The organism is Rhodanobacter sp. C05 (assembly GCF_002001165.1).
Lineage (GTDB): Bacteria > Pseudomonadota > Gammaproteobacteria > Xanthomonadales > Rhodanobacteraceae > Rhodanobacter.
The window spans coordinates 35,436-60,705 of record NZ_MUNQ01000006.1; the positions used below are offsets into that span (position 1 = coordinate 35,436).

Here is a 25,270-nt window from a genome sequence, read left to right on the forward strand (position 1 = left end):
GTTGCGTAGACGGCCAGCCAGATCGATCCGATTCGAAACACGGGGCGAGCGCAGGCTTGCCCCGTGTTTTTTCGTGGGCGCCATTCGACCATGCGCCATCGAATGTGAGCTGGTCGTTGTGCGATAATCCCAAGGATCAGACGCGGTTGCGTCCGTTGCATCGCATGTTTCCCCGACCTGCGTTGCCAAGCATTCCCGCCGGCTGGTGCCGCCATCGCGGTTGCCCCGGCAGTGACCCACATGTGAGGAGGTTTCCGTGTCCGATCCCAAGATCGTCAAGCTGGTGGATGAGTCGAGCAACCGCAGCAGTGAGCTGCCGCTGATCAGCGGCACGCTGGGTCCGGCCTGCATCGACATCGGCACGCTGTACAAGGACACCGGCCACTTCACCTACGACCCCGGTTACGGCAGCACGGCCAGCACCAAGAGCGCGATCACCTATATCGACGGCGACCAGGGTGTGCTGCTGTATCGCGGCTACCCGATCGAGCAGCTGGCGGAGAAATCCAGTTTCCTCGAAGTGGCCTACCTGCTGCTCAACGGCGAACTGCCGAAGCCGACCGAATTCGCGACGTTCGAGCACGACATCACGCATCACACCATGATGCACGAGGCGCAGAAGAACTTCTTCCAGGGCTTCCATCACGATGCGCATCCGATGGCGATGCTGGCCGCGGCGGTCGCCTCGCTGTCGGCGTTCTATCACGATGACCTGGACGTGGAAAATCCCAGCGATCGCAAGATGGCGGCGATCCGCCTGATCGCGAAGATGCCGACCATCGCCGCCGCCTGTTACCGCTATTCGATCGGTTGGCCGATGCGCTATCCGCGCAACAACCTCGAATACGTCACCCGCTTCCTGCACATGATGTTCGAGGTGCCGAGCGAGCCGCTGCAGATGAATCCGGTGGCGGCCAAGGCGCTGGATCTGCTGTTCATCCTGCATGCCGATCATGAGCAGAATGCATCCACGTCCACCGTACGTCTGGTGGGTTCCACCGGTGCCAATCCGTACGCGTCGATCGCCGCCGGTATCACTGCGCTGTGGGGACCGGCACATGGGGGCGCCAACGAGGCGGTGCTGAAACAGCTCGAGGAAATCGGTACACCGGACAATGTCGAATCTGCGGTACTGCGCGCCAAGGACAAGAACGACAGCTTCCGCCTGATGGGCTTCGGTCATCGCGTGTACAAGAACTTCGATCCACGCGCGAAGATCATCCGCGAGATGTGCCACAAGGTACTCGCGGAGCTGGGTGTCAACGACCCGCTGCTCGAGGTGGCGATGAAACTGGAGGAGGCTGCGTTGAAGGACGACTATTTCGTCGAGCGCAAGCTGTACCCGAACGTCGATTTCTACTCCGGCATCATCTACAAGGCGCTGGGCATCCCGACCGAGATGTTCACCGTGATGTTCGCGATCGCGCGCACTGCCGGCTGGATCGCGCATTGGATCGAACAGCACGAAACCCCGGGATCGCGTATCGGTCGTCCGCGCCAGATCTACACCGGCGCCGACGTGCGCAATTACACGTCTGGCGACAAGCGCTGATCGACGACTTTCACTGACGCAGACAAGAACGCTCCGACCTCAACCGGGGCGTTCTTGTTCATGGGGTAGTGATGTCGACTCAGCGCAATACGGCAGAAAGGCGCTGTTCGAATTCGTCGTCATCGTCTTCCGCCAGCAGGATTTCCACCTGGGACAGCGTGGCACGGCGCATTGGCCGGTCGTCGGCCCGGTCCAGCGGAGCCTGGCGCAGGGCGTCGCGCGGTAACACGGTCAGATCGAACGGCAACTCGTCGGCCGCAAACAACAGCACCGGATACTCGGGCTGTTCGTCGCGGCTGTAGCGCAGTCGGCGCACCTGGGCCTGGATTGGCACGCCGTGTTCGCGCAGATACAACTCGACCGCGGCGGGATCATCGCTGAACACATGCAGGCAGACGGCCGAATGTGCGTCGGCGGTGCCTTCAAGCACGGCACCGACCAGGCGTGGCTCGAACCTGGCAAGAAAGCGCATTGCCTCGATCGCGGCCTCCCGTCGCTGGAGCAGCAGCTGTGGCTGGCTGTCGGCGTGAAACAGGCGCTGGTGCTCGCGCAGCGCCTGTTCGATTTCCAGATTGCGCGGCAACGCCTGGGCCTCAAGAATGCCCAGGCGCTCGGCAGCTTTCAGCTTGGCGTGGTGGAAATCGCGGATGCCATGCTCGCTCATCAAGCGTGCGGCCTCCTGGGCAATACGCAGCCGATTTCGCTGCAGTCGGTCATGCGCATGGATACGGTGATGTTCGCCTCGCGACATGGCACGTTCCTCGTCGTTCGGTAACCGGCAACGCCACCTTACCCGAAGCGGCCGGCGAAGGGTCAGAAGATATCGTAGGCGTGTTGCTGGTCCTGCTCTTTCTGCTGGTTGGCTTGATTGCGCAGGCGATCGACATCTTCCACCTTGAAGATTTCGTTCATGCTGTCGGGGTCATCGGCCGAGGTGGGCAGGCCGCTCTGACGGTTGATCAACACCGTGCTGATCCCGGGCGGCATCGGCAACGTATTCTCGGGCAGGCCCTTCAGCACCGTGCCCATATAATCCATCCAGATCGGCAGGGCGGCCTGGGCACCGAACTCGCCCACGCCATTGGACTTGCCCAGCGGACTGAAGTCGTCGAAGCCGATCCATACCGCGGTCGTCAGGTCGCCATTGAAGCCCACGAACCAGGCATCGCGATGGTCGTTGGTGGAGCCGGTCTTGCCGGCCAGGTCGGCACGATTGAGTGCCTTGGCAGCGTAACCGGTACCGCGCGGACTGGCGATGACATCCTTCATCAGCGAAGTGACCAGGTAGTCGTTGCGCGGGTCGATCACGCGTGGTGCGAGCACGGGCGGATGGCTGTTCTCGCCATGGATATCCGCGGGAAGTGCTGCGACACCCACACCATCAACACTACTGGCTTCAGCTGGCAGCGGCGTGGTGCTCGCTACGGCAACATCGTTGGCAGGGGTCTTCAGCATGTCGGCCGGCGGCGGTCCGGGTGGACGCGTGTCGAGCAGACGCTCCTGACAGCTGCCGCAGGCGCGTGCCGCGTTGGCCAGATATACCGGCTTGCCGTTGCGGTCGTCGATCTCGCTGATGAAGTACGGTGTGACCAGATAACCACCGTTGGCAAATACGGCATAACCGCGCGCCATGCCCATCGGCGATACCGATGCTGTGCCAAGGGCGAGTGACAAGTTGGCCGGCAGGGCATCGAGCGGGAAGCCAAAGCGTGTGGCGTATTCGCGCGCAAAGCGCAGACCCATGGCATCGAGCAGGCGCACCGACACCAGATTCTTCGACTGTGCCAGCGCTTCGCGCAAACGCATGGGTCCGGCGAACTTGCCGTCGTCGTTGGACGGCGTCCAGAGACCGTCCGGTCGCGACGGATCGGGCAGCGCGAGTGGCGCGTCGTTGATGATCGAGGACGGCGTGAAACCACGTTCGAAGGCAGCCGAATACAGATACGGCTTGAAGCTGGATCCGGGTTGGCGTGCTGCCATCACCGCGCGGTTGAACTTGCTGCGCGCGAAATTGAAGCCGCCGACCAGTGCCTGGATCGAACCATCTTCCGGGTTGATCGAGACCAGTGCAGCCTGCGCGGCTGGAATCTGGTCCAACTGCCAGTTGCCCTGATCGTCGCGTGACAGTCGCACGATGTCGCCGCGCTTCAGCACGCTATCGACGCTGTGCGGGGTGGCACCGACACGATCCTCGTCGATATGCGGTCGGGCCCAGCTGATTGCGGCCAGGTCGAGCTTCACACCCTCGTGACTGGACAGGTAAATCGTGGCTTCTTTCGCGCTGCTGGCCGTGACCAAGCCCGGCTGCAGGCCCGAGATGGCCGTATAGCCGGACAACAAATTGTCGTAGTCCTGATCACTGGCCTCGGCAGGCAAGTCCTGGTGTGCTTCGGGGCCACGCCAGCCATGCCGATGATCGTAGGCAATCACGCCATTGCGCAAAGCTTCCACCGCCGCCTGCTGACGGCTGCTTTGCAGCGTGGTCTTGACCACGTAGCCCTCGGTAAGTGCTTCGTTGCCAAGCCGGTCGAGTACTTGCCTGCGCACCATTTCCGCCAGATACGGTGCATCGACCTCGATCGGCTGTTCGTGTGGATAAGCATTGTTGGGTTCGGCGATGGCCTGTTCGTAGACGGGCTTGGTGATGTAGCCGTGCCTGAGCATCTCGCCCAGCACCCAGTTGCGCCGGGCAAGGGCGCGCTTGGAACTGTTGAGCGGATTGACCACCGAGGGTAGCTGGAAGGTCGAGGCGATCAGCGCGCACTCGGCCACGGTCAGCTGATCCAGCGTCTTGCCGTAGTAATACTCCGCGGCCGCGGCGACGCCGTAAGAGCGATGACCGAGAAACATCTTGTTGAGATACAGCTCAAGAATCTGATCCTTGCTGAGCTCATGTTCGATGCGCAGCGCGATGAAGATCTCGGTGAGCTTGCGCGAGTAGAGCTTTTCCGGGCTCAGGAAGATGTTGCGTGCGACCTGCTGGGTGATGGTCGAGCCGCCGGGGCCCTTGTCGCCGCCGGTTGCCACGACATGCCAACCGGCGCGGACGATGCCCCGCCAGTCCACTCCGGGATGATGATAGAAGTCCGCATCTTCAGCTGACAGCACGGCATGCTTGAGCAGGTCCGGCACATCGGTGATGGTCACCGGGATGCGCCGCGTCTCGCCGAAACTGGCCAGCAGCTTGCCGTCAGCGCTCAATACACGCAGCGGCACCTGCATGTGGTAATCCTTGAGCACGGCCACCGAGGGGAGTCTAGGGGCGACCAGCCAATACGCCACACCAACCGCGATAACTGCCAAAAGTAGACCGGTAAAGGCCAGGATCAGAGCCCAGCGCAACAAACGCTTGAAAATTCGCATGGTGTGGGGATAGCGAGACCTGAGTCAAAACATGGCAGAGTATAGATGTAGCAGTATTCAGCACATGAGACGAAGTCGGCCAAAGCAAGGGTTGGGCCAAATGAGGTGATTCCGCAAATGTGTTGGACATCACGTCAATTACTTGAGAAAGTTTCCGTAGACCGTTGCCATTGCGTTAATTTTTCGATTTAATGCCACTGCGCATCCCGCCAGGATTCTGGCCATGGACGTTAGCGGCAAGGGGGAAACACCGTGGGGCTCTTTACACCGAAGAAGCCGGCGCTGATTGGTGTCGACATTAGTTCGACTGCCGTCAAGTTGCTGCAGCTAAGTCAAGCGGGCGGCCGATATCGCGTGGAGCATTACGCGGTCGAGCCTTTGCCACCCAATGCCGTGGTCGAAAAGAACATCGTCGAGGTCGAGGCCGTAGGCGATGCGATTCGCCGCGCGCTGGCACGCTCGGGCTCCAAGCTCAAGCATGCATCGGCGGCGGTGGCCGGGTCGGCGGTGATCACCCGCATCATTCCGATGACCAGTGAGCTTTCCGACGATGATCTGGAAGGTCAGATCCAGGTCGAGGCGAACCAGTACATCCCGTATCCGATCGACGAAGTCAGTCTCGACTACGAGGTGATCGGTCCGGTACGCGACAACCCCGACATGAACAACGTACTGCTGGCGGCCTCGCGTACCGAGAACGTCGACATGCGCGTGGCGGCACTCGATCTGGGCGGACTCACCGCCAGCGTGATCGACGTCGAGGCGTTCGCGATGGAGAACGCCTTTGCGATGGTTGCCGATCAGCTTAACGTCGGGCGTGATGCGCTGGTGGCGGTGGTCGATATCGGTGCCACCATGACCACGCTGTCGGTACTGCGCAATCAACGTACCATCTACTCACGCGAACAGGTCTTCGGCGGCAAGCAACTCACCGACGAGATCATGCGCCGCTTCGGGCTCTCCTACGAGGAGGCCGGTCGCGCCAAGCGCAAGGGCGGTCTGCCCGAATCGTACGAAACCGAGGCACTGGAGCCGTTCAAGGAATCGCTGATCCAGCAGATCAGCCGCCTGCTGCAGTTCTTCTTTGCCGGCAGCGAATACAGCAAGGTTGATCAGGTCGTGCTGGCAGGCGGTTGCGCCTCGATCGAGGGGCTGGGCCCGATGCTGGAAGAGCAGCTGGGGGTTTCCTGCGTCGTCGCCAATCCGTTGGCCCGCATGTCACTTTCGCCACGGGTTCAGGCGCAGTCGCTGGCCCAGGACGCACCGGCGCTGATGATCGCGGTTGGCCTCGCCATGAGGAGCTTCGACTGATGGCACACGTCAATCTACTTCCGTGGCGCGCCGAACGGCGCAAGCAACGCGAACGCGAGTTCTACATGCAGCTCGTTGCCGCTTTTGTCGCGGCACTGGGTGTCTTGCTGTTGTGGGTGTTCTGGATGGGTCAGCGCATCGACAACCAGAACGAGCGCAACACGTACCTGCAGACCGAGATCAAGCAGCTCGATGTGCGCATCGCCAAGATCAAGGATCTGGAAACGGTGCGCGCGCATCTGCTGGCACGCAAGCAGATCATCGAGCAGTTGCAGGCGGATCGCTCGCAGATGGTGCATTTGTTCGACGAGCTGGTGAAGACGATTCCATCCAGTGCGCGCCTGACTGGAGTCAAGCAAAACGGCCAGTCGATGTCGCTCGATGGCGTGGCGCAATCCAATGCCAGCGTTGCCGAGTACATGCGCAATATCGAGGTTTCACCCTGGATGGGTCACGCAGATCTGCGCAAGACCGAGAACAGTCATGACGCTAGCCGCATGCCTTATACCTTTGGTCTGGACGTGGCGCTGAGTCGGCCGAAGTCCGACGAAACTGCGGCGAGCGGGGACAGCGAAGCACCTGCTGCCGCCGGCAGCGCGGCAGCTGCATCGACAGTTTCTGTGCCTCCGGCACTTGGCATGGCTGCCAAGGCCGTCACGGGTGCTCCGGCTGCAAGTACATCGGCCAAATCGGCCAATATCTCCACGGAAGCCAAGCCGGTGAGTGCCGCGTCTGCCACGGGAGGAACCAAGCCATGAAGTTCCTCGATGACATTCGCAATCTGGATCGCAACAACGTTGGTGGCTGGCCGCAATCGGTCAAGATCTTCTTTACGGTACTGGTGTTTGTGGTCGTGCTGCTGATCGGATGGTATTTCTTCGTCAGCGACCAACAGGACAATCTGACTTCGCTGGCCAGCAAGGAAGAAGGGTTCAAACAGGAGTTCTCGACCAAGCAGGCCAAGTCGGTCAATCTTGAGGCATTGCAGCAACAGCTCGACGAGATGCAGGACATGCTGCGTCAACTGTTGCGGCAGTTGCCCAGCAAGACCGAAATGCCGGAGTTGCTGGTGGATATCTCGCAGACTGCCTTGTCGGCGGGGCTGGAGTCCGATTTGTTCCAGCCGGGCGCGGAGACGCCGAAGGATTTCTACGCCGAGAAGCCGATCACTCTGCGCATGACCGGCACCTATCATCAGTTCGGTACTTTCATCAGCGGTGTGGCATCTCTACCGCGGGTCGTGATCCTGACCTTGCATGACGTCACGTTGACTCCAAAAAGCCCAGCCAAGGGCGATGCACCCACAAACGGTCAGCTCGTGCTGCAGGGTACGGTGAAGACCTATCGTTACCTGGATGATGAAGAGAGCGCTGCAGCCACCAAGAGCAGCGCCAAGGCAAGGGGGCAGAAATGAACAAGTTCGCTGCCATCAAGCCAGGCCGTGTGCTACGCCTTCTGTTGATGCTGGGTACCATCCTGGTTCTAAGTGGTTGCACTCGTGGCATGTCGGATCTGCGCGACTGGGTTGCACAGGAAAAGGTCAAGAAAGGTGCGCCGATTCCGCCGCTGCCAGTTATCAAGACGTTCGAGACGTTCAAGTACGACGATCAGGACAGGCGTGACCCGTTTAGTCCGAGTACGGTCGAATTGCAGGCTAATACCGCTAACACCGGTCCACGCCCGGATGCCAATCGTGCGAAGCAGCCGTTGGAGATGTTCTCCCTCGATACCTTGAAGATGGTTGGTACGCTCGGTGCCGGCACCGGTATGGAGGTGCTGGTCAAGGATCCGGGTGGCGTGATCCATCGTGTCCGTGTTGGTGAGTACATGGGCCAGAACTACGGGCATATCACGGCCATCAGCGATGACCATATTGATCTGGTCGAGTTGGTGTCGAACGGTAATGGCGGCTGGATGGAACGTCCGGCCAGCATCGCGCTTGCCGCGAAATAGGAATACAGGGGCTGATGCAATGACCAACCAAATCCAATCCGTCCGGGGCCGTGTCATGCGCCATGCAAGCCGTTACATGCTGATGGGCCTGTTCCTCGCCGCGGCCACTTGGGCCAGCGATGCGGCGGCCAGTACTACGCTCAAGAACATCACTTACGACACCTTGCCGGGTGGCAAAGTGCAACTACACATGGATTTCGGCAGCGGCCCGGTGCCGGAACCGAAGATCTTCACCACGGGTAATCCGCCGCGCATTGCGATCGATTTCGCGGATACCGACAACGCGGCGGCACGTCATCTGGATATTGGCCAGGGTTCGACTTCCGGGGTATCTGCAGTCGAGGCTGGTGGCCGCACTCGTGTCGTGGTCGAGCTGATGCGCGAGTCGAGTTATCGCTCCAGCGTTGAAGGCAACAGTCTCGTGCTGACCATCAACAACGGTAGCGCAGACCAGTCGGTGACTACCGCAGCCACTGTCGATCCGAGCAAGGCACTGCCGTCGGCATCGAATGGTCCGGCAATCTCCAATATCGACTTCCGTCGCGGTCCGAATGGTGAAGGTCGTGTGCTGATCAGTTTCAGTGGCAGCGGTGCAAATGCGGAAATGACCCGCAAGGGAGACAATGTACTGGTCACGATCGATCACGCAAATTTGCCGGCCAATCTGGCACAGCGACTCGATACATTGGACTTCGCCACACCAGTGCAATCGATCGTCACCCGTACTGGCATGGGTGGTGGCGCACGCATGGAAATCTCGGTCAAGGGGAATGTCGATACCTCGGCCTACCAGACCGCAGATCAATATGTAGTCGAAGTGGCGCCCAAGAAAGTTGACGCGAAGAGCGCTCAGCTGAACAAAGCTGGCCAGGAGCCAAGCTACAGCGGCAAGCGTGTGACGTTCAATTTCCAGGACATCCCCGTACGTTCGGCCCTGCAGTTGATTGCCGATGTATCAGGACTCAACCTGGTCGCTTCGGATAGCGTTGGCGGTAGTGTCACCTTGCGACTGGTCAATGTACCTTGGGATCAGGCGCTAGACGTGATCCTGCGGGCCAAAACCCTCGATAAGCGCCGTAACGGCAACGTGGTCTGGGTGGCTCCACAGCAGGAGCTAGCCAAATACGAGCAGGATGTCGCTGATGCCAAACTGAAGGCACTGGATACCGCAGAGCTGGAGACGGCATATGTGCCGATCAGTTACGGCAAAGCGCAGGACATCGCTAAGCTGTTAACCACCGGTAGCCTGCAAAGTCAAGGTGGTGGTGGTAGTAATAATACCTCCCATGGCTTCCTGTCGGCACGTGGCAGTGCCTCGTTCGACATTCGTACTAATACGCTGCTTTTGAACGACACGCCGGACAAGATTAAACAATTGCGGGATTTGATTGCGGTGTTGGACAAGCCGGTGCAGCAGGTGTTGATCGAGTCGCGCATCGTGGTTGCCACAGACGACTTTACCCGCGAGCTCGGTGCAAAGTTCGGTGTCAGCGGCCAACACGTGAATCCCAGTGGTCAGGTGCTGCAGGTCGGCAATGCCTTGGGAGGCACGATTGGAAGCAACGCCGCCTCCTCGACGGGTACCACTACCCTAGGCTCCGGTGGCCTCAATGTGAACCTGCCCTCGCAGAGTCAGGGCGGCAGTTTCGGGTTGGCCATTCTCGGCGCGAACTACGCAATCGATCTTGAGCTTTCCGCAGCGCAGACCGAAGGGCGCAGTGAAGTGATCTCCAGTCCGCGCGTTATCACGGCGAATCAGCAGGAAGCCGTGATCCGCCAGGGTCAGGAAATTGGTTACGTCACTTACCAGAACAGCACGGGTAGTGCTGCCGGTAGCGGCACTGCAACGGTGGCCTTCAAGGATGCCGTGCTGGAGCTGAGGGTGACCCCGACGATCACCGCCGACAATCGTGTCTATCTGACCATCAACGTGACGAAGGATGCCTTGGCTGGTTATATCACCGTGCCCGGCAGTGGCCAGGTACCAACCATTGATACCCGCTCGATCAACACCTCGGTGCTGGTGGACAATGGGCAGACTGTGGTGCTTGGTGGCATCTACGAGGTCAACAAGACCAACACGGTCACCAAGGTACCGGGTCTTGGCGATATCCCTGGCCTCGGTGCGCTGTTCCGTGACACGGTGCGTGGTGTAACCAAGGCCGAACTGCTGATCTTCGTGACGCCACGCATCCTCAGCGATACGCTTCAGTAAAATCCACGTTGCCCATTGAAAAGAGGCGGCTACGGCCGCCTCTTTTTTTGTGCGGGACGGATTACCCAGATGCGTTGGTTAAACTTCCGGCACCGATTATGGTCTGTAGCTCGCAATCGGATCATGTGCCCGAGTGGCATGCCGTATCCGGCCCGCACTACACCGATAACGGACGCAGATGATGGATATGCCCGAAACCTCGATCCAGAGCAGTTTGCACGACGTATTCACGCGATTGCGCGATGAGTTGCAAACTTGTGTCATCGGTCAGCCCCACCTGATCAACTGCCTGCTGGTCGCCTTGCTGGCGGACGGTCATCTGCTGGTCGAGGGAGCGCCAGGCCTGGCCAAGACCACCGCAGTGAAGGCGCTGGCGGTGCGGATCAAGGCGGACTTCCACCGCGTACAGTTCACGCCGGACCTGCTGCCAGCGGATCTCACGGGTACAGATGTGTTCCGTCCGCAGTCAGGCAGCTTCGAGTTCGAGCGTGGCCCGTTATTCCACAACATCGTGTTGGCCGACGAGATCAATCGTGCGCCGGCAAAAGTGCAATCGGCGTTGCTGGAGGCAATGGCTGAGCAACAGATCACCGTGGGCCGCAGTACGTGGCAGCTACCTGAGTTGTTCATGGTGATGGCAACACAGAATCCGATTGAGCAGGAAGGCACGTTCACATTGCCGGAAGCCCAGCTCGACCGTTTCCTGATGCATGTGACGATCGGCTACCCGGATGCGATTGCCGAGTTGGCGATACTCAAGCTGGCACGTGAGCAGGCCAGTCGTCGAGCGCATCCCGTGGCTGCGCCGGCAGCCTTGTTGAGCCAGGCGGATGTATTTGCCGCGCGTGACGCGGCGATGGCCGTGCACATGGCGCCCGCGCTGGAGGAATACCTGACCCAGCTGGTGCTGGCCACCCGCGATGCCGGTCGCTATGGTCCCGAACTGAAGCGCTGGATCGCCTGGGGCGGCAGCCCGCGTGCCACCATCGCGCTGGATCGCTGTTCACGCGCACAGGCATGGCTGTCTGGTCGCGATTACGTGTTGCCCGAGGACGTGCATGCCATCGCCCATGAAGTACTGCGGCATCGAGTACTGCTCAGCTATGAGGCGGAGGCCGAAGGCGTGCGGCCGGACCAGGTGATCGATCGCCTGTTGGACCTCGTGCCGCTGCCGTGAGCGCTGTCGTGCAGACACGGGCGGACGGCAATGGCTGCAGCCGGGTATCGCTGGCTGAACTGATCGCACTTCGCGTGCGGGTGGGGCGTGTCCGCATGGCGCCGTTGCTCAGTCGCGCTGCGCGCAGTGGTCAGCAATCCAGCCGTCTATACGGCCGAGGTATGGATTATGCCGAATCACGGGTCTACCAGGCTGGCGACGATGTGCGCAGGCTTGACTGGAGACTTACCGCACGCAGCGGCAAGTTGCACACCAAACTGTTCCAGGAGGACCGCGAAGGCTGTCTGCTGATTCTGCTGGACACCCATGCCAGCATGCGTTTTGGTACGAAGGTGCGCTTCAAGTCCGTGCAAGCGGCGCGTGTTGCGGCTTGTGCTGCCTGGCATGCGGTGTCTGCCGGTGAACGGGTTGGCGTAATGGCGTTTGGTCACGCAGAGCAGTTGCTCCGCCCGCAGGCCGGTCCTCGTGGCGCGCTGGCGGTATGCGGTGCGTTAGCCGAGTGGGATGCGCTGCCGACGTCAGGCAAGGCCGAATCACTGGCCGATGCATTGACCCGTGCGGGTCGCGTGCTGCATGGCGCGAGCAGGGTGCTGCTGATCAGCGATGGCTTCAGCAGCGACACATCGGCGCGTCGGCAACTGCTCGATCTGACGCGTCATGCTGGCGTCAGGGTGCTTGTCGTCGCCGATGCGCTGGAACTCGCACTGGCGCCTCCAGGGCGATATCCATTTGAGCATGCGGACGAGTGCAGTGAAGTGGTCTTGCAGTCCGAACGCCAGCGTCTTGATTTTCAGCGTGCACTCGGCGCAGGGCCGTCACGGCTCGTTGAGCTGGCACAGTCACTGAATTTACGTTGCAACTGCATTGATACCGTGGCCGATCCGTTGGAGTCGGTCGCGGACCTGTTCGGTGCTGCAAGGTCGACGCGATGAACGCATTGCCCGCGCAGTCAAGTAGTGCCGCTGCGTCCGCAGGCCCCAGCCTGCGTGACATTCACCTGCCGCCGGAGCCTTCGATATGGCCACCTGCTCCGGGATGGTGGGTGCTGGCGGCCTTGTTGCTGCTGGTGTTGCTGCTGGGGCCCTGGTTGTGGCGACGCCGTAGCCATGTGCTTCGACAGCGCAATCAGGTGTTGCTTGATCTTGAACATCTGGTGCAACGACATCAGCAAGATGAGGATCAGGCCATGCTGGCAAGCGAGCTGCATCAACTGCTGCGACGCGTGGCACGCCGGCACGATGCCACAGCCACGCAACAGCGTGGCGAAGCGTGGAGGCAGACGCTGGCGCGGGTGCCTGTCGATGCAGCTACGCTGGATCGGCTGCTGGCACTGGAACAGGCGATCTATCGCCCGTCGTCGTCATTCGATCACGCCGCCGCTGTAGCCGCCGTGCGGCAGTGGCTGCGTCTGGCATTGCAGCCGTCAGCCTGGAAGCCGGTTGCGGCGGAGCGCGCCCATGCCTGAGTTTGCATGGCCCTGGGTGATCGTGCTGCTGCCATTGCCATGGCTGCTGCGTCGCTGGCTACGTCCGGCGGCGCCAGGGCAAGCCCTGCATCTGCCGCAGCCGGGATTGCAGCTGAGGGTTGTGAGTGCACATACGACGCATGGCATCACGCCGTGGCTGCTGGGACTGGCGTGGTTGTGTGTGCTGGCCGCCGCAGCGCGTCCGCAATGGATCGGGCCGCCACAGGCGCAGCAACGCAGTGGGCGTGCGGTGATGCTGGCAGTGGACCTGTCCGGGAGCATGCGTACCGAGGACATGGAATTGGCGGGACAGGCAACCAGCCGTTTCGGCGCGGTCGAGGCGATCGCCGGCGACTTCATCAATCGACGCAGCGGCGACGAGATGGGGTTGATCCTGTTCGGCAGCCAGGCATTCCTGGTCACGCCGTTGACCTATGATTTATCCGCGGTGCGCGCTCAGTTGCAGGGTTCCGTGGTGGGCCTGGCGGGTACCGAGACGGCGATCGGCGATGCGATCGCTGTAGCGGTAAAGCGGTTGTCGGCATTACCCGAGCAGGCTCGCGTGCTGGTTTTGCTTACCGACGGGATCAACAATGCCGGCAACATTTCGCCGCGCGAGGCAGCACGTGCGGCCAAGGCGGCCGGGGTGCGCATCTATACCATCGGCATCGGCGCCACGCAGATGCGTGTGCCCGGATTCTTCGGCAGCCAGGTGATCAATCCCTCGGCGGATCTGGACGCGGACATGCTCACTACGATCGCCAGGGAGACCGGCGGCCAGTTCTTCCGTGCCACCGACGGTCGCGAACTTGCCAATGCCTATCGTGCGATCGATGCGCTGGAGCCGATGCCGCAGCATGGTCCGACGCTGCGGCCACGGCACGAGCTGTTCCGCTGGCCGTTGCTGGCCGCGGTCGTACTGCTGTTGCTGGTCATCCTGCCGCGTCGGTTTGGTCGAGCGGTGGAGCAGCTGGCATGAGCGAACTGCTGCAACAGTTTCATTTCCTGCGCCCATGGTGGCTGGCCGCACTGGCCCTGCTGCCGCTGCTGGGCTGGCTGGGCACGGGACGTGATGTAGCGCAGAGAAAACTGTTGCGATTGGTCGATGCCGAGCTGTTGCCTTACCTGTTGCGCGGTCGCACGATCAACCGGAGCTTGCCGTTGTGGTTGTTTGCGCTGGGCTGGACGCTGTGCGCACTGGCACTGGCCGGCCCGAGCTGGAGCCGCGTCACACAGCCGCTATATGCGAGTCGTGCATCGCAGGTCGTGGCGATTTCGCTGTCGCAGCACATGCTGGCACGCGACATGGCGCCGAGCCGGCTCGACCGGGCACGCTACAAGGCCCATGACCTGCTGGCGAGCAATCGCGATGGGCTGAATGCGCTGATCGGCTATGCCGGTGAAGCGTTCGTGGTGGCGCCGCTGACCTCTGATGCGAACAGCCTCGATGACCTGCTCGATGCGATGGCACCGGACACGATGCCGGTGGATGGCAACGACGCAGCGCAGGCGATCGAGCGTGGTATGGCGCTGATCCATGACGCCAAGACCGGTGGCGGTTTGCTGGTGCTGATTACCGATCAGGCAGACGCCGCGGCGGATACCGCCGCACGCAAGGCGAACGCAGCCGGCGTGCAGGTCTCGGTGCTTGGCATCGGCACGCTGCAAGGCGGTCCGGTACCGCTGGCCGATGGCGGCTTTCTGCGTGACGCGCAGGGGCAGATGACGCTGGCGCGGCGCGATGATGCTGGCCTTGCCGCATTGGCCGCCGCGGGTGGCGGCCGTTATGTGCCGATGCGTGCGGATCATGTCGATATCGATGCGCTGCACGCGCAGCTGCATGCAGGGCCTGCCGCGATGGCCAGTGGACAGAGCGGTGACGAATGGCAGGATCGCGGCCCGTGGCTGCTGTTGCCGTTGTTGCCGATCGTGGCGCTGGCATTTCGTCGCGGCTGGTTGCTGCTGTTGCCACTGATGTTGCTGCCGCTGCTGCCGGCGACGGCCGAGGCGACGACCTGGCGGGACCTGTGGCAGCGTCCCGACCAGCAGGTGGCGCAGGCACTGCACGATGGTGATGCGGAGCAGGCGCAGAAGCTTGCACGCGACCCGGCCTGGCGGGGGGCGGCCGCATATCGTGCCAGCGATTACGTCACTGCGACGCAGGCCCTGCAGCATGCGCCAGGCAGCGATGCGGCGTACAACCTCGGCAATGCACGGGCCAGACAGGGCCGGTACCAGCAAGCCATCGATGCCTATGACGATGCCTTGAAACTCGATCCGGCCAACGCCGACGCCAAGGTGAATCGTCAGGCGGTCGAGGACTGGTTGCGCAAGCAACAGCAACAGCAGAAGCACGATCAGAAACCGCAGGATCAGAGTGGCAGCCAGGGTCAATCTTCGTCTGGCGGCCAAGGCGACGACAACAAGAAAAATGCTTCAAAGGCACAGGACCAGAAACCGGGCGAGGATGCTGGCAAGCCATCCGACCAGGCCGGTCACGATGGGCAGTCGCAGGCGAAGGATCAGCCGGGCAAGGATGCCTCTGCGAAGGATCAGGCAGGCGATCAGCCTGCGCCGCAGACACCACAGCAGCAGGCCGAGCAGAAAGCGCGTGCCGAGCAAACGCAGAAGGCACTGCAGCAGCAGATGGATCAGGCATTGGCCGCACAGCCAAAGGACAAGCAGGACGCGACGACTCATCAGCTTGGCGCGGTATCGAAAGACGATCCGCAGTCGAAGTTACCGGCTGACCTGCGTCAGGCGTTACAGCGTGTGCCGGACGATCCCGGTGCGCTGCTGCGACGAAAATTCGAACTGGAATATCTGCAGCGCCACGGTGGCGCAGTGCAAGAGGATGATCAGCCGTGATCTTTCGACGACTCATTGCAGGCTGGTTGCTCGCGCTGCTGCTGATTCCGTCAGCTGCCCATGCCACCGACGTAATGGCCAGCCTTGATCGCAGCAGTGTGCAGCTCGGTGAGACCGTAACCTTGAATCTGCGCGTCAATGGCGATATCGACAACGCCGACCACCCTGATCTGCGTGCCTTGAGCCAGGATTTCGACATAGTCGGCAGCTCGCAGAGCAGCAGCCTCAGCGTCATCAATGGCACAGCGACTGCTACAACGACATTCGGCATCGCGCTGCGCCCGAAGCGTGCCGGGACCCTGCAGATTCCCGCGCTCAGCGTGGCCGGCAGCCAGACTGCGCCGCTGCAGCTGCAGGTGACTGCGCCTGACCCGGCGACGCTCGCGGCCACGCACAAGGATGTTTTCATGGAGGCGCAGGTCGAGCCTGCACACGGCTATGTCGGCCAGCAGTTGAGTTATGTGCTGCGGTTGTATTACGCCAACATGATCAATGGCGATGCGCCTGCGGCGCCCCAGATTGATGGCGCCCAGATCAGCCAGTTCGGCAATGGCCTGAACTACGACACCGAACGTGGTGGTCGCACCTACCATGTGCTGGAACAACGCTATGCGCTGATCCCACAGCGTGCCGGACACATCGAGATTCCCGCCGCGCACTTCCAGGGCGGAGCGGTGGATCCGAACGACCCCAACAGTTTCTTTGGCGCCAGCACTCCGGTTTCGGCCAGTGCCCCGGCGCTTTCCATCGAGGTGCAGGCGGCGCCGGCCGACTGGGGCAAGAGTGCATGGCTGCCTGCGCGTCAGTTGAGCCTGAGCCTGGATGGCTGGCCAAAAGCATCGGATTCGCCGCGGGTCGGCCAGCCGCTGAACCTCACCATGGACCTGCAGGCGACGGGGTTGTCGTACGAGGTATTGCCGGCACTTAGCCTGCCACCACTGGACGGTGCCACGGTGTATCCGGACAAGCCGGCCAGCGGCAACCACAACGACGGTCAATGGATCGTCGGATGGCGCCAGCAGGCGTTCGCGGTGGTGCCTGAGCGCGCGGGCACGCTCACCATTCCCGCCACCACACTGAAGTGGTGGAACGTGCTGACCGATCGCATGGAAGTGGCACAGATTCCGGCACACAGCATCACGATCCTGCCGGCAGCTGGCGCGCCGGCAACATCGCCTTCAGCACCACTCACCGCAACCACTCCGGCAGTTGCTGATGTGCTCGCCAAGGCAGCCACTGGCACTGCCGCAGTTACGCCAGCTGCGCCATGGCGCGAAATTGCCTTGGCCAGCATCGGCCTGTGGCTGCTGAGCGCACTGGGCTGGTGGTTGTGGCGTCGTCGCCGTGCCACCGTTGCAAACGTCGCCCCGGTGACGATGCAGACGTCGGCGCATCAAGCCCGGCTTGCTTTCATCGCGGCGGCGCGAGGCAACGACAGCACTGCACAGGTGCACACCCTGCTGGCATGGGCACGCGTCGAACGGCCGCTGATCCAGCATCTCGGAGACCTCTCGGCTGCGCTGGACGATGCCCCACAACGTGCAGCGATCGCCAGCCTGCAGCAGCGCCATTACGCTGATGCGCCGTTATCCGAACGCGACGCACAATTGGCTGAAGTGTTCAAACGCGGCTTCGTGTGGCGCCTCGTCAATACGGGCGACGAAAATCCGGATCTGCCGCCACTGTATCCGTTCAAGCTGCATTGAACGCCATTCAGATGCGGTCGAGCGCATGCTGGAACACCACGCGCATGGCATCACTGAAGCAGCACAGTGTCACCTCGATGGCGGTGTTGTCGACGAGTTCATCGTGCAGAGTACGCACGGCAACTGTGGCGGCTTGCGCAGGCGGATAGCCGTACACGCCGCAACTGATTGCCGGGAAGGCGATCGTGTGCCACCCGAACTCGCGCAGCAGGTGCATGGCGTTGCGATAGCAGTGCGCCAGCAGCAGGGACTCGCCATGACTGCCGCCATGCCAGATCGGTCCGACCGTATGGATCACGTGGCGTGCGGGTAGTGCAAAGCCGGCGGTGAGGCGCACTTCACCGGTCGGACAACGCACGCTTGGCGCGGATTCGGGCAAGGCCAGGCAGGCGTGCAGCAGGGCCGGTCCGGCTGCACGGTGAATCGCGCCATCCACGCCACCGCCACCGAGCAGACCGGGGTTGGCCGCGTTGACGATGGCGTCCACGTGCAGTTCGGTGATGTCGGCGGTAATGACCTGGATGGGCATGGCTTCGGTGATGGTGGCGCCGTATGCTCTCAGCCGGCGCCCGATATGCAACGAGGTTTCAACCGATCATGGCGAAAACGGAAGATATTTCCTTCGGTTATCTGCTCAGCGATGTGACCTTGCTGTTTCGCAAGCACTTCGACCGGCGCGCGGTGAAATTCGGGCTGACCCGCGCGCAATGGCGTGCAACCAAGATGTTGTACCACCGCGAAGGACTGCGGCAAACCGAGCTGGCCGAATTCCTGGAAATGGAGCCGATCGCCGTCGGACGCGTGATCGATCGGTTGCAGGCTGCAGGTTTTGTCGAACGCCGTCCAGATCCAAAGGATCGCCGCGCATGGCGGCTGCATACCACCGAGCAGGCGCAGGTGATTGTCGGCGATATGGAATTGATCGCGCGTGATCTGCGCAAGGACGCCACCCGCGGCATCGACCATGACGAGCTGCAGCAGGCGTTGGCGGTGATCAACCGGATCAAGGAAAACCTGCTGGCGCTCGAACAGATGCAAGGCGACGCCGGGGAGGTCGGTTCTGAATCGTAAAATCCTGAAGGACCAGTGCCATCGGTCCCGGTCCGCGCGGCACATCCAGAAGGCATAGTGCAGATCATGTCGTGACAGGTAACCGCAGCATTGCTGAGGTATTTGACGTCATTCGGGCAGCCGAACATCAGCGCCGGCCGTCACGTCTCATGGATCCAGCATATTGCGTGATATTGCCGCGGATTCGCGGAACGGAACGACGAGTACGTGTCGCATGTCACTGAAAAAACTTTTACTGATTATTGTCGTGCTGAGCGTGGCTGCGTTGCTCGCATTCTGGTACGGGCATCACCATGAGTCTGGAGTCAGGAAGTCGGCGGCGCCTACCGCGGTACCCGTCAAGGTGGCTATGGCAACACAGGGCGATGTCGATATTTCGCTCAGGCAGATAGGTAGCGTTGAAGCCTATTCGACGGTCACGGTAAGTTCGCAGGTGGATGGCCAGATCCAGTCGCTGGCCTTCGTGCCGGGTGCGCATGTGCGCAAAGGCGACCTGCTGGCCCGGATCGACCCGCGGCCACTGCAGGCGCAGTTGGACCAGGCCATCGGCAATGTGGCGCGCGACGAGGCGAATCTGGTCAAGGCCAAGGCTGACCTCGGGCGCTATGCTCCGCTGCTCGCCCGAGGCTATGTCGCGCAGACCGACATCGATACCTACAAGGCCAATCTCGGTGTGGCCCAGGCAGCGCTTCAGTCCGATCGCGCAGCCCAGGAGCTGGCCCAGACCCAGCTCGATTACACGCGGATCGTAGCGCCGTTCGACGGCGTGCTCGGTGCACCGCTGGTATACCCCGGTGCAGTCCTCACCGCCAACAACACCGGTATCGTGGTGCTCAACCAGATCGAACCGATCCGGGTGACCTTCGCGCTGCCGCAGGACAGCCTGCCTGCAGTGCGGCAGGCGCAGGCGCGTGGCGCCGTCAGCGTGCAGGCACAACTTGACGGTGCCGGCAGCAAGCCGATCAGCGGCACGCTGGAGTTCATCAACAATGCCGTCGACATCACCACCAGCACGATCACCCTCAAGGCGCGTTTCGACAACAAGAACGATCAGCTGACTCCTGGCCAGTTCGTCAACGTGACCTTGCCGACGACCCGTATCGCCAACGCCATCTCGGTACCGGTTCTTGCATTGCAGAATTCGAGTGCCGGCACGTTCGTGTTCGTGTACAAGCCTGACGGCACGATCGAGCAACGCACGGTGACTGCAAGCACGACGACGGTCGATCGGGTGGTGATCGACAAGGGACTGGCCGCAGGCGAGCAGGTGGTCATCGAGGGCCAGATGCTGCTGGTCGATGGCAGCCACGCGCGCATCAGCGCCAACTGAGGGGCGCCCGTGAATCTGCCGGAACTCTGTATCCGCCGCCCGGTGATGACTACGCTGCTGATGGCAGCGCTGCTGGTATTCGGCGTCGTATCGTATCCACAGTTACCGGTCAACGAACTGCCGAACGTCGACTTTCCCACCATCAGCATTTCGGCCAGCCTGCCCGGCGCTTCGCCGCAGACCATGGCCTCGGCCGTGGCGACACCACTGGAATCGCAGTTGTCGACCATTGCCGGCATCAGCTCGATGAGTTCGACCAGTGCGCTGGGCGCCACCTCGATCACGCTCACATTCGAGCTGGATCGCAGCATCGACGGCGCGGCGCAGGACGTGCAGGCGGCCATCTCGGCGGCGCAACGCCAGCTGCCCACGCAGATGCCGACTCCGCCGACGTTCCGCAAGGTGAACCCGGCCGATGCACCGATCCTGTACATCGCGGTGACCTCGTCGACGCTGCCGCTGTCGACCGTGGACGACTACGGCGAGACCGAGCTGGCCCAGCAACTGTCGATGGTCGACGGCGTGGCCCAGGTGAGCGTCTACGGTTCGCAGAAATACGCCGTGCGCATCAACGTCAATCCCGACAAGCTCGCTGCGGCCGGGATCGGCATCGATCAGGTGCAGAACGCGATTGCAGCGGCCAACGTCAACCAGTCCACCGGTTCGCTGTATGGCAGGCGGCAGCAGCTGCCGGTCAGCAGCGACGGCCAGCTGATGCGCGCGGCGGCATACAACAACGTGGTCGTGTCCTATCGCAACGGCGCACCGGTGCGGCTGGGCAACGTCGGGCATGCCGACGACAGCGTGCAGAACGATCAGGTGGCCAGCTGGTACAACGGGCAGCGCTCGATCCTGCTGGCGATACAGCGCCAGCCGGGGGCGAACACGGTGGACACGGTTGACCGGATCAAGGCCTTGCTGCCCGGCTTCGCGGCCACCTTGCCGCCCTCGGTCAAGCTCGACGTGCTGTATGACCGCTCGCAATCGATCCGTGCCTCGGTGGACGACGTGCAGTTCACCCTGCTGCTGGCCGGCGTACTGGTGGTGCTGGTGATCTATCTGTTCCTCGGCAATCTCTCCGCCACGCTGATTCCGGCGGTGGCGCTGCCGATTTCGGTGATCGGCACGTTCGGCGTGATGTTTGCACTGGGCTACAGCCTCGACAATCTTTCCCTGCTGGCTTTGACGCTGGCGGTAGGCTTCGTGGTGGACGATGCGATCGTGATGCTGGAGAACATCGTCCGGCACATGGAGACCGGCCTGACGCCATTCGAGGCGTCGGTGAAGGGTGCCAACGAGATCGGCTTCACGATCATCTCGATGACCTTGTCGCTGATCGCGGTGTTCATCCCGGTGATGTTCATGGGTGGCATCGTGGGACGCCTGTTCCATGAGTTTGCGGTGACCATCAGCGTGTCCATTCTGGTTTCCGGCGTGGTGGCGGTGACGCTGACACCGATGCTGTGCAGCCGTTTCGTCAAGGCGCATGACCATGAGAACAAGAACTGGCTGATTGCCCGCTTCGATCGCGGCTTCAACGCCGTGCAGAATGGCTATACCCGCAGCCTGCACTGGAGCATGCAACGGCCGCGCTGGGTCGTGGCGTTGTTTGTGCTGAGCCTCGCGGTGACCGTGCTGTTGTTCTATGTGACGCCGATGGATTTCATTCCATCGGGCGACAGCGGCCAGCTGCGTGTGAATACACAAGCGGCAGACGGCGCGTCTTTCGACGAAATGGTGGCCCTGCAGCAGCGGTTGGCGGAGATTGCCGGCAAGGATCCAAATGTCGATTCGTACATGTCGTCGGTGGGTGCCGGTGGATCGCGTGCCACGGTCAACAACGGTTCGCTGCTACTGGTGCTCAAGCCGGCCAGCGAGCGCCTGACACCCGACGAGATCATCAGCGAGCTGCGCAGGAAATTTGCCCAGGTGCCTGGCATCAAGGCCTATATCCAGAATCCACCGTCGATCCAGATCGGCGGGCGCCAGTCCAATTCGCAGTACCAGTACACCTTGCAGTCGACCGATCTGGATGCGCTGAACGGCTGGAGCAACAAGGTGGCGGCGGCGTTCCAGCAGCTGCCGGGTTTCCGCGACGTCACCAGCGATCTGGACATCAACAGTCCGTCGATCGACGTCAAGGTGAACCGCGAGAAGCTGGCGCCGCTGGGTCTGACCATGGCACAGGTGCAGTCGGCGCTCGGCATTGCCTTCGGCGCCAACCAGATTTCCACGATCTACAGTGCGGCGACCGAGTACTGGGTGATCATGCAGGTCGACCGGCCGATGCAGAATGATCCGGCGGTACTGTCAAAACTGTACGTGACATCCAGCAGCGGCACGCTGGTGCCATTGTCCACGGTGGCCACGTTCGATCGTGAGGCACAGGTGCTCACGGTGAACCACCAGGGCCAGCTGCCAGCGGTGACGGTATCGTTCAATCTCGCCGCGGGTGTCTCGTTGAGCGACGCGGTGGCCAGCATGAATGCCGCGATGACCAGGATCGGCCTGCCGGCGACGATCACCGGCAGTGTGCAGGGCACGGCGCAGGCCTTCCAGCAGTCCATGCAGGGCATGGGTCTGTTGCTGTTGCTGGCAGTGTTCGTGATCTACCTGGTGCTTGGCATCCTGTACGAAAGCTTCATCCATCCGTTGACCATTCTTTCCGGCTTGCCTGCCGCCGGCGTGGGTGCGTTGCTCACCCTGGTGCTGTTCCACGCATCGCTGGATCTGTTCGCCTTCGTCGGCATCGTGATGCTGGTCGGCATCGTCAAGAAGAACGCGATCATGCTGATCGACTTTGCGCTGGAACGGCAGAACGTCGAGAACATGGCACCGCCTGATGCGATCTTCGAAGCCTGCAAGGTGCGCTTCCGTCCGATCATGATGACCACGATGGCCGCCTTCGCCGGCACGCTGCCGATCGCGCTGGGTATTGGCGCCGGTGCCGATACACGCCGTTCGCTGGGTCTGGCCGTGGTCGGTGGGCTGGTCGTCTCGCAGGTGCTCACGCTGTACCTGACACCAGTGATCTATATCTACATGGATCGTCTGCAAAGGCGTTTTGCCCGTGATCGAGGCAACGCGTTGACTGCATCCGCCGACTGATATCTGGGTGGCGAGTTCTGGCGTGATCTGAAACGAAGAAGGCGGCCCGCAGGCCGCCTTCTTCGTCAGAGGTTCATGCGGTAGCGATTATTGCGATTATTCGCCGGCTCCGTCGCCGGCAAACGCGCCGGGTGCGGAACCGAAGTCGCCGTCGGCTTGTGCTGCCATGTACGAGAAGGTGGCATACACCGCCACGTTCTGCGCCAGCTGCTTCGGGTCGATCTTGTCCAGCGTATCGTTGGCCGTGTGGTGCCAGTCGAAGTAATAGGTGCCGTCCTGGGTCAGCGACAGTGCCGCCATACCCTTGCCGTGCATCTGCGACAGATCCGAACCACCGCCACCCGGATGCTGTGGATCGTAAGCCACACCAATCGGCGCGAGCACCTTGGCGATCTGGCCAATCGCGTCGCGCGCCTCGGGCTTGACGCTGGCGCTCATGCGCCAGACCGGACCGGAACCGAAATCGGATTCGGTGCCAAGCTGGAACTTGCCAACTTCGGCGGCGTGCTTCTCGGCATATGCCTTGCCGCCCCACAGGCCCATTTCCTCGTTGGCGAATGCGATGACGCGGATCGTGCGGTCCGGTCGCTGCGGCAGATCATGGATCAGTTTGCCGGCGGCCATCGCGATCGCTACACCGGCGCCGTCGTCGATCGCCCCGGTGCCTGGATCCCAGGAGTCCAGATGACCACCGATCGCGACCACCTGATCGGGATGCTTCCTGCCGGTGATCTCGCCGATAACATTCGCGCCGGTGTACTGGCCGACGATGCCGCAATCCAGATCCAGCTTCACCGTGACCGGCTTGCCGTAGGCCAGCACGCGCTCAAGCTGGTCGGCATCAGGGTTGGACAGCGCAGCGGCGGGGATCGCCTTGGCCGGATCGGTGAAGCCGGTCATGCCGGTATGCGCAATGCGCTGCTGCGCATCGGTGCCAGCCGAACGCAGCAGATAGCCGGCGGCGCCCTTCGCCGCAGCGATTACCGGGCCGCCGACGCGCACGGCTGAACCCATGCCGTAGTCGTGACCGTCCTTTGCACGCTGCATGCGATAGCCGATATAGACGATCCGGCCTTTCACGCTGGCCGGGTCGGCTGCCTTCAACGCGTCCAGACTGTCGAACTTCACCACCTGCGCGGTAAGACCACCCTTCGGTGTACCGGGTGAATAACCCAGTGCGGTCAACACCAGCGGTTGCGGAAACGGCGCCACGATCGCGCCATGTTCGCTGTGGCGCTCCCACAACGGGAACGTGACTGCTTCCGTATAGACCTTGTCGTAGCCGAGCGACTTGAACTTGGCGATCGCCCAGTTGCGTGCACGCTGGTCGGCGTCGCTGCCGGCCAAGCGCGGGCCGATCTCGGTGGTCAGCGATTCGACGATCCGGTAGCCGGTGTCGTCGTGCATGGCCTGGTCGCGCAGCTGTTCGGCTGTGTTTACCGCTGCGGCGGGAATGCTGGTTGGGCTGGCGGCGCTGGCCATGCCAGTGGCCAGCAGCAGGCTGGCAGTGAGCATGGTGAGGGGGAGATGGCGCATCGGGGGAACTCCGTGGGAGCAAACCCCGATTATGGCGCGGTTATCGAGTACTGCTTAGGCCGGAAGTCATGTTGCCCTGGAAACAACAAGGGCGTGGCCATCCAGGAATGGGCCGGCCCTCGAATGAGGTCGTCGCCTTACGGCTTGTTCTTCAGCAGGTCGCGGATCTCGGTGAGCAGCGCCACGTCAGCCGGCGGTGGCGCCGGGGCCGCTTCCTGTTTCTTCTGCATGCTGTTGATCGCCTTGACCACGATGAAGATCGCGACCGCGATGATGAGGAAGGTGATCACGGTGTTGATGAAATCGCCATAACCAACAGCCACTTCGGCGATCTTGTGTTTCGGATCGCTGTCATCGCCCGGCTTGAGCACCCATTTCAGCTGGCTGAAATCGATGCCGCCGGTGAGCATGCCGATCGGCGGCATGATGATCTTGTCGACCAACGAACTGACGATCTTGCCGAACGCGCCGCCGATGACGACACCGACCGCCAGATCAACGACACTGCCGCGCATGGCGAAAGCCTTGAATTCCTGCAGCATGCTCATGCTCTATCTCCGTAGGTTGGGCCGAATGGCCTATGGACTTTAACGCAGGAATATCGTTGCGCACAGA

Annotated in this window: 20 protein-coding genes; 15 read left to right on the top strand and 5 right to left on the bottom strand. The window is 61.9% G+C overall.

The window, feature by feature from the left end; all coding sequences use genetic code 11:
- The first annotated feature begins 256 nt into the window (after window positions 1-256).
- Window positions 257-1,552 (top strand): citrate synthase, encoded by a 1,296-nt coding sequence (locus B0E51_RS02865; RefSeq protein WP_077443349.1) that lies wholly within the window; start codon window positions 257-259, stop codon window positions 1,550-1,552.
- A 79-nt stretch (window positions 1,553-1,631) separates the two neighbouring features.
- Here the strand turns inward: B0E51_RS02865 and B0E51_RS02870 are convergent, their stop codons facing one another.
- A complete protein-coding gene (locus tag B0E51_RS02870) occupies window positions 1,632-2,303 on the bottom strand; it encodes a hypothetical protein (protein WP_077443350.1) in 672 nt (223 codons plus the stop codon).
- A gap of 62 nt (window positions 2,304-2,365) precedes the next feature.
- Entirely contained in the window at window positions 2,366-4,915 is a 2,550-nt protein-coding gene (locus B0E51_RS02875; RefSeq protein ID WP_077443351.1) for a penicillin-binding protein 1A, read from the bottom strand.
- A gap of 252 nt (window positions 4,916-5,167) precedes the next feature.
- Between B0E51_RS02875 and B0E51_RS02880 the strand changes: the two genes are divergently transcribed.
- From B0E51_RS02880 to B0E51_RS02930, 11 genes are all read left to right on the top strand, one after another.
- The gene (locus tag B0E51_RS02880) at window positions 5,168-6,226 is read left to right on the top strand and encodes a pilus assembly protein PilM (protein WP_077443352.1); all 1,059 of its coding nucleotides are present in this window, start codon (window positions 5,168-5,170) and stop codon (window positions 6,224-6,226) included.
- Window positions 6,226-6,984: a PilN domain-containing protein gene (locus tag B0E51_RS02885; RefSeq protein ID WP_077443353.1), complete on the top strand. Its 759-nt coding sequence runs from the start codon at window positions 6,226-6,228 to the stop codon at window positions 6,982-6,984. Before B0E51_RS02880 ends, B0E51_RS02885 begins: the two co-directional genes overlap by 1 nt.
- Window positions 6,981-7,640: a type 4a pilus biogenesis protein PilO gene (pilO, locus tag B0E51_RS02890; protein ID WP_077443354.1), complete on the top strand. Its 660-nt coding sequence runs from the start codon at window positions 6,981-6,983 to the stop codon at window positions 7,638-7,640. Before B0E51_RS02885 ends, pilO begins: the two co-directional genes overlap by 4 nt.
- A complete protein-coding gene (locus tag B0E51_RS02895) occupies window positions 7,637-8,179 on the top strand; it encodes a pilus assembly protein PilP (protein WP_077443355.1) in 543 nt (180 codons plus the stop codon). The genes pilO and B0E51_RS02895 overlap by 4 nt, the downstream gene beginning before the upstream one ends.
- Before the next feature lie 55 nt (window positions 8,180-8,234).
- A complete protein-coding gene (gene pilQ / locus B0E51_RS02900; RefSeq protein WP_077443356.1) occupies window positions 8,235-10,394 on the top strand; it encodes a type IV pilus secretin family protein in 2,160 nt (719 codons plus the stop codon).
- Window positions 10,395-10,575: 181 nt separating this feature from the next.
- Window positions 10,576-11,571 (top strand): MoxR family ATPase, encoded by a 996-nt coding sequence (locus B0E51_RS02905; protein WP_077443636.1) that lies wholly within the window; start codon window positions 10,576-10,578, stop codon window positions 11,569-11,571.
- Window positions 11,568-12,503, top strand: coding sequence for a DUF58 domain-containing protein (locus B0E51_RS02910; RefSeq protein ID WP_077443357.1), 936 nt, complete (start codon window positions 11,568-11,570; stop codon window positions 12,501-12,503). The genes B0E51_RS02905 and B0E51_RS02910 overlap by 4 nt, the downstream gene beginning before the upstream one ends.
- Window positions 12,500-13,036, top strand: a complete 537-nt coding sequence (locus B0E51_RS02915) for a DUF4381 domain-containing protein (protein WP_077443358.1) — start codon at window positions 12,500-12,502, stop codon at window positions 13,034-13,036. Before B0E51_RS02910 ends, B0E51_RS02915 begins: the two co-directional genes overlap by 4 nt.
- Window positions 13,029-14,015, top strand: coding sequence for a VWA domain-containing protein (locus B0E51_RS02920; RefSeq protein WP_077443359.1), 987 nt, complete (start codon window positions 13,029-13,031; stop codon window positions 14,013-14,015). Before B0E51_RS02915 ends, B0E51_RS02920 begins: the two co-directional genes overlap by 8 nt.
- Window positions 14,012-15,904 carry a VWA domain-containing protein gene (locus tag B0E51_RS02925; RefSeq protein WP_077443360.1) on the top strand — a complete coding sequence of 631 codons (1,893 nt, stop codon included), beginning with the start codon at window positions 14,012-14,014 and terminating at the stop codon, window positions 15,902-15,904. Before B0E51_RS02920 ends, B0E51_RS02925 begins: the two co-directional genes overlap by 4 nt.
- A complete protein-coding gene (locus B0E51_RS02930) occupies window positions 15,901-17,610 on the top strand; it encodes a BatD family protein (RefSeq protein WP_077443361.1) in 1,710 nt (569 codons plus the stop codon). Before B0E51_RS02925 ends, B0E51_RS02930 begins: the two co-directional genes overlap by 4 nt.
- Window positions 17,611-17,617: 7 nt before the next feature.
- Here B0E51_RS02930 and B0E51_RS02935 read toward each other — a convergent pair whose 3' ends face one another.
- A complete protein-coding gene (locus B0E51_RS02935) occupies window positions 17,618-18,139 on the bottom strand; it encodes an O-acetyl-ADP-ribose deacetylase (protein WP_077443637.1) in 522 nt (173 codons plus the stop codon).
- 68 nt (window positions 18,140-18,207) lie between these two features.
- Between B0E51_RS02935 and B0E51_RS02940 the strand changes: the two genes are divergently transcribed.
- From B0E51_RS02940 to B0E51_RS02950, 3 genes are all read left to right on the top strand, one after another.
- Complete coding sequence (locus B0E51_RS02940; protein WP_077443362.1) at window positions 18,208-18,681, top strand: MarR family transcriptional regulator; 474 nt, start codon at window positions 18,208-18,210, stop codon at window positions 18,679-18,681.
- A gap of 214 nt (window positions 18,682-18,895) precedes the next feature.
- Window positions 18,896-20,011: an efflux RND transporter periplasmic adaptor subunit gene (locus B0E51_RS02945; RefSeq protein ID WP_077443363.1), complete on the top strand. Its 1,116-nt coding sequence runs from the start codon at window positions 18,896-18,898 to the stop codon at window positions 20,009-20,011.
- 9 nt (window positions 20,012-20,020) lie between these two features.
- Window positions 20,021-23,119: an efflux RND transporter permease subunit gene (locus B0E51_RS02950; protein ID WP_077443364.1), complete on the top strand. Its 3,099-nt coding sequence runs from the start codon at window positions 20,021-20,023 to the stop codon at window positions 23,117-23,119.
- A gap of 96 nt (window positions 23,120-23,215) precedes the next feature.
- Here B0E51_RS02950 and B0E51_RS02955 read toward each other — a convergent pair whose 3' ends face one another.
- Entirely contained in the window at window positions 23,216-24,655 is a 1,440-nt protein-coding gene (locus B0E51_RS02955; protein WP_077443365.1) for a M20/M25/M40 family metallo-hydrolase, read from the bottom strand.
- A 137-nt stretch (window positions 24,656-24,792) separates the two neighbouring features.
- Window positions 24,793-25,203 (bottom strand): large-conductance mechanosensitive channel protein MscL, encoded by a 411-nt coding sequence (gene mscL, locus B0E51_RS02960; protein ID WP_077443366.1) that lies wholly within the window; start codon window positions 25,201-25,203, stop codon window positions 24,793-24,795.
- Window positions 25,204-25,270: the final 67 nt, after the last annotated feature.

Coding starts and splice junctions, on each gene's coding strand:
- B0E51_RS02935 (WP_077443637.1), bottom strand. CDS start 18,139: ATGCCCATCCAGGTCATTACCGCCGACATCACCGAACTGCACGTGGAC.
- B0E51_RS02870 (WP_077443350.1), bottom strand. CDS start 2,303: ATGTCGCGAGGCGAACATCACCGTATCCATGCGCATGACCGACTGCAG.
- B0E51_RS02915 (WP_077443358.1), top strand. CDS start 12,500: ATGAACGCATTGCCCGCGCAGTCAAGTAGTGCCGCTGCGTCCGCAGGC.
- B0E51_RS02885 (WP_077443353.1), top strand. CDS start 6,226: ATGGCACACGTCAATCTACTTCCGTGGCGCGCCGAACGGCGCAAGCAA.
- B0E51_RS02955 (WP_077443365.1), bottom strand. CDS start 24,655: ATGCGCCATCTCCCCCTCACCATGCTCACTGCCAGCCTGCTGCTGGCC.
- B0E51_RS02940 (WP_077443362.1), top strand. CDS start 18,208: ATGGCGAAAACGGAAGATATTTCCTTCGGTTATCTGCTCAGCGATGTG.
- B0E51_RS02920 (WP_077443359.1), top strand. CDS start 13,029: ATGCCTGAGTTTGCATGGCCCTGGGTGATCGTGCTGCTGCCATTGCCA.
- B0E51_RS02925 (WP_077443360.1), top strand. CDS start 14,012: ATGAGCGAACTGCTGCAACAGTTTCATTTCCTGCGCCCATGGTGGCTG.
- mscL (WP_077443366.1), bottom strand. CDS start 25,203: ATGAGCATGCTGCAGGAATTCAAGGCTTTCGCCATGCGCGGCAGTGTC.
- pilQ (WP_077443356.1), top strand. CDS start 8,235: ATGCGCCATGCAAGCCGTTACATGCTGATGGGCCTGTTCCTCGCCGCG.
- B0E51_RS02905 (WP_077443636.1), top strand. CDS start 10,576: ATGGATATGCCCGAAACCTCGATCCAGAGCAGTTTGCACGACGTATTC.
- B0E51_RS02895 (WP_077443355.1), top strand. CDS start 7,637: ATGAACAAGTTCGCTGCCATCAAGCCAGGCCGTGTGCTACGCCTTCTG.
- pilO (WP_077443354.1), top strand. CDS start 6,981: ATGAAGTTCCTCGATGACATTCGCAATCTGGATCGCAACAACGTTGGT.
- B0E51_RS02875 (WP_077443351.1), bottom strand. CDS start 4,915: ATGCGAATTTTCAAGCGTTTGTTGCGCTGGGCTCTGATCCTGGCCTTT.
- B0E51_RS02945 (WP_077443363.1), top strand. CDS start 18,896: ATGTCACTGAAAAAACTTTTACTGATTATTGTCGTGCTGAGCGTGGCT.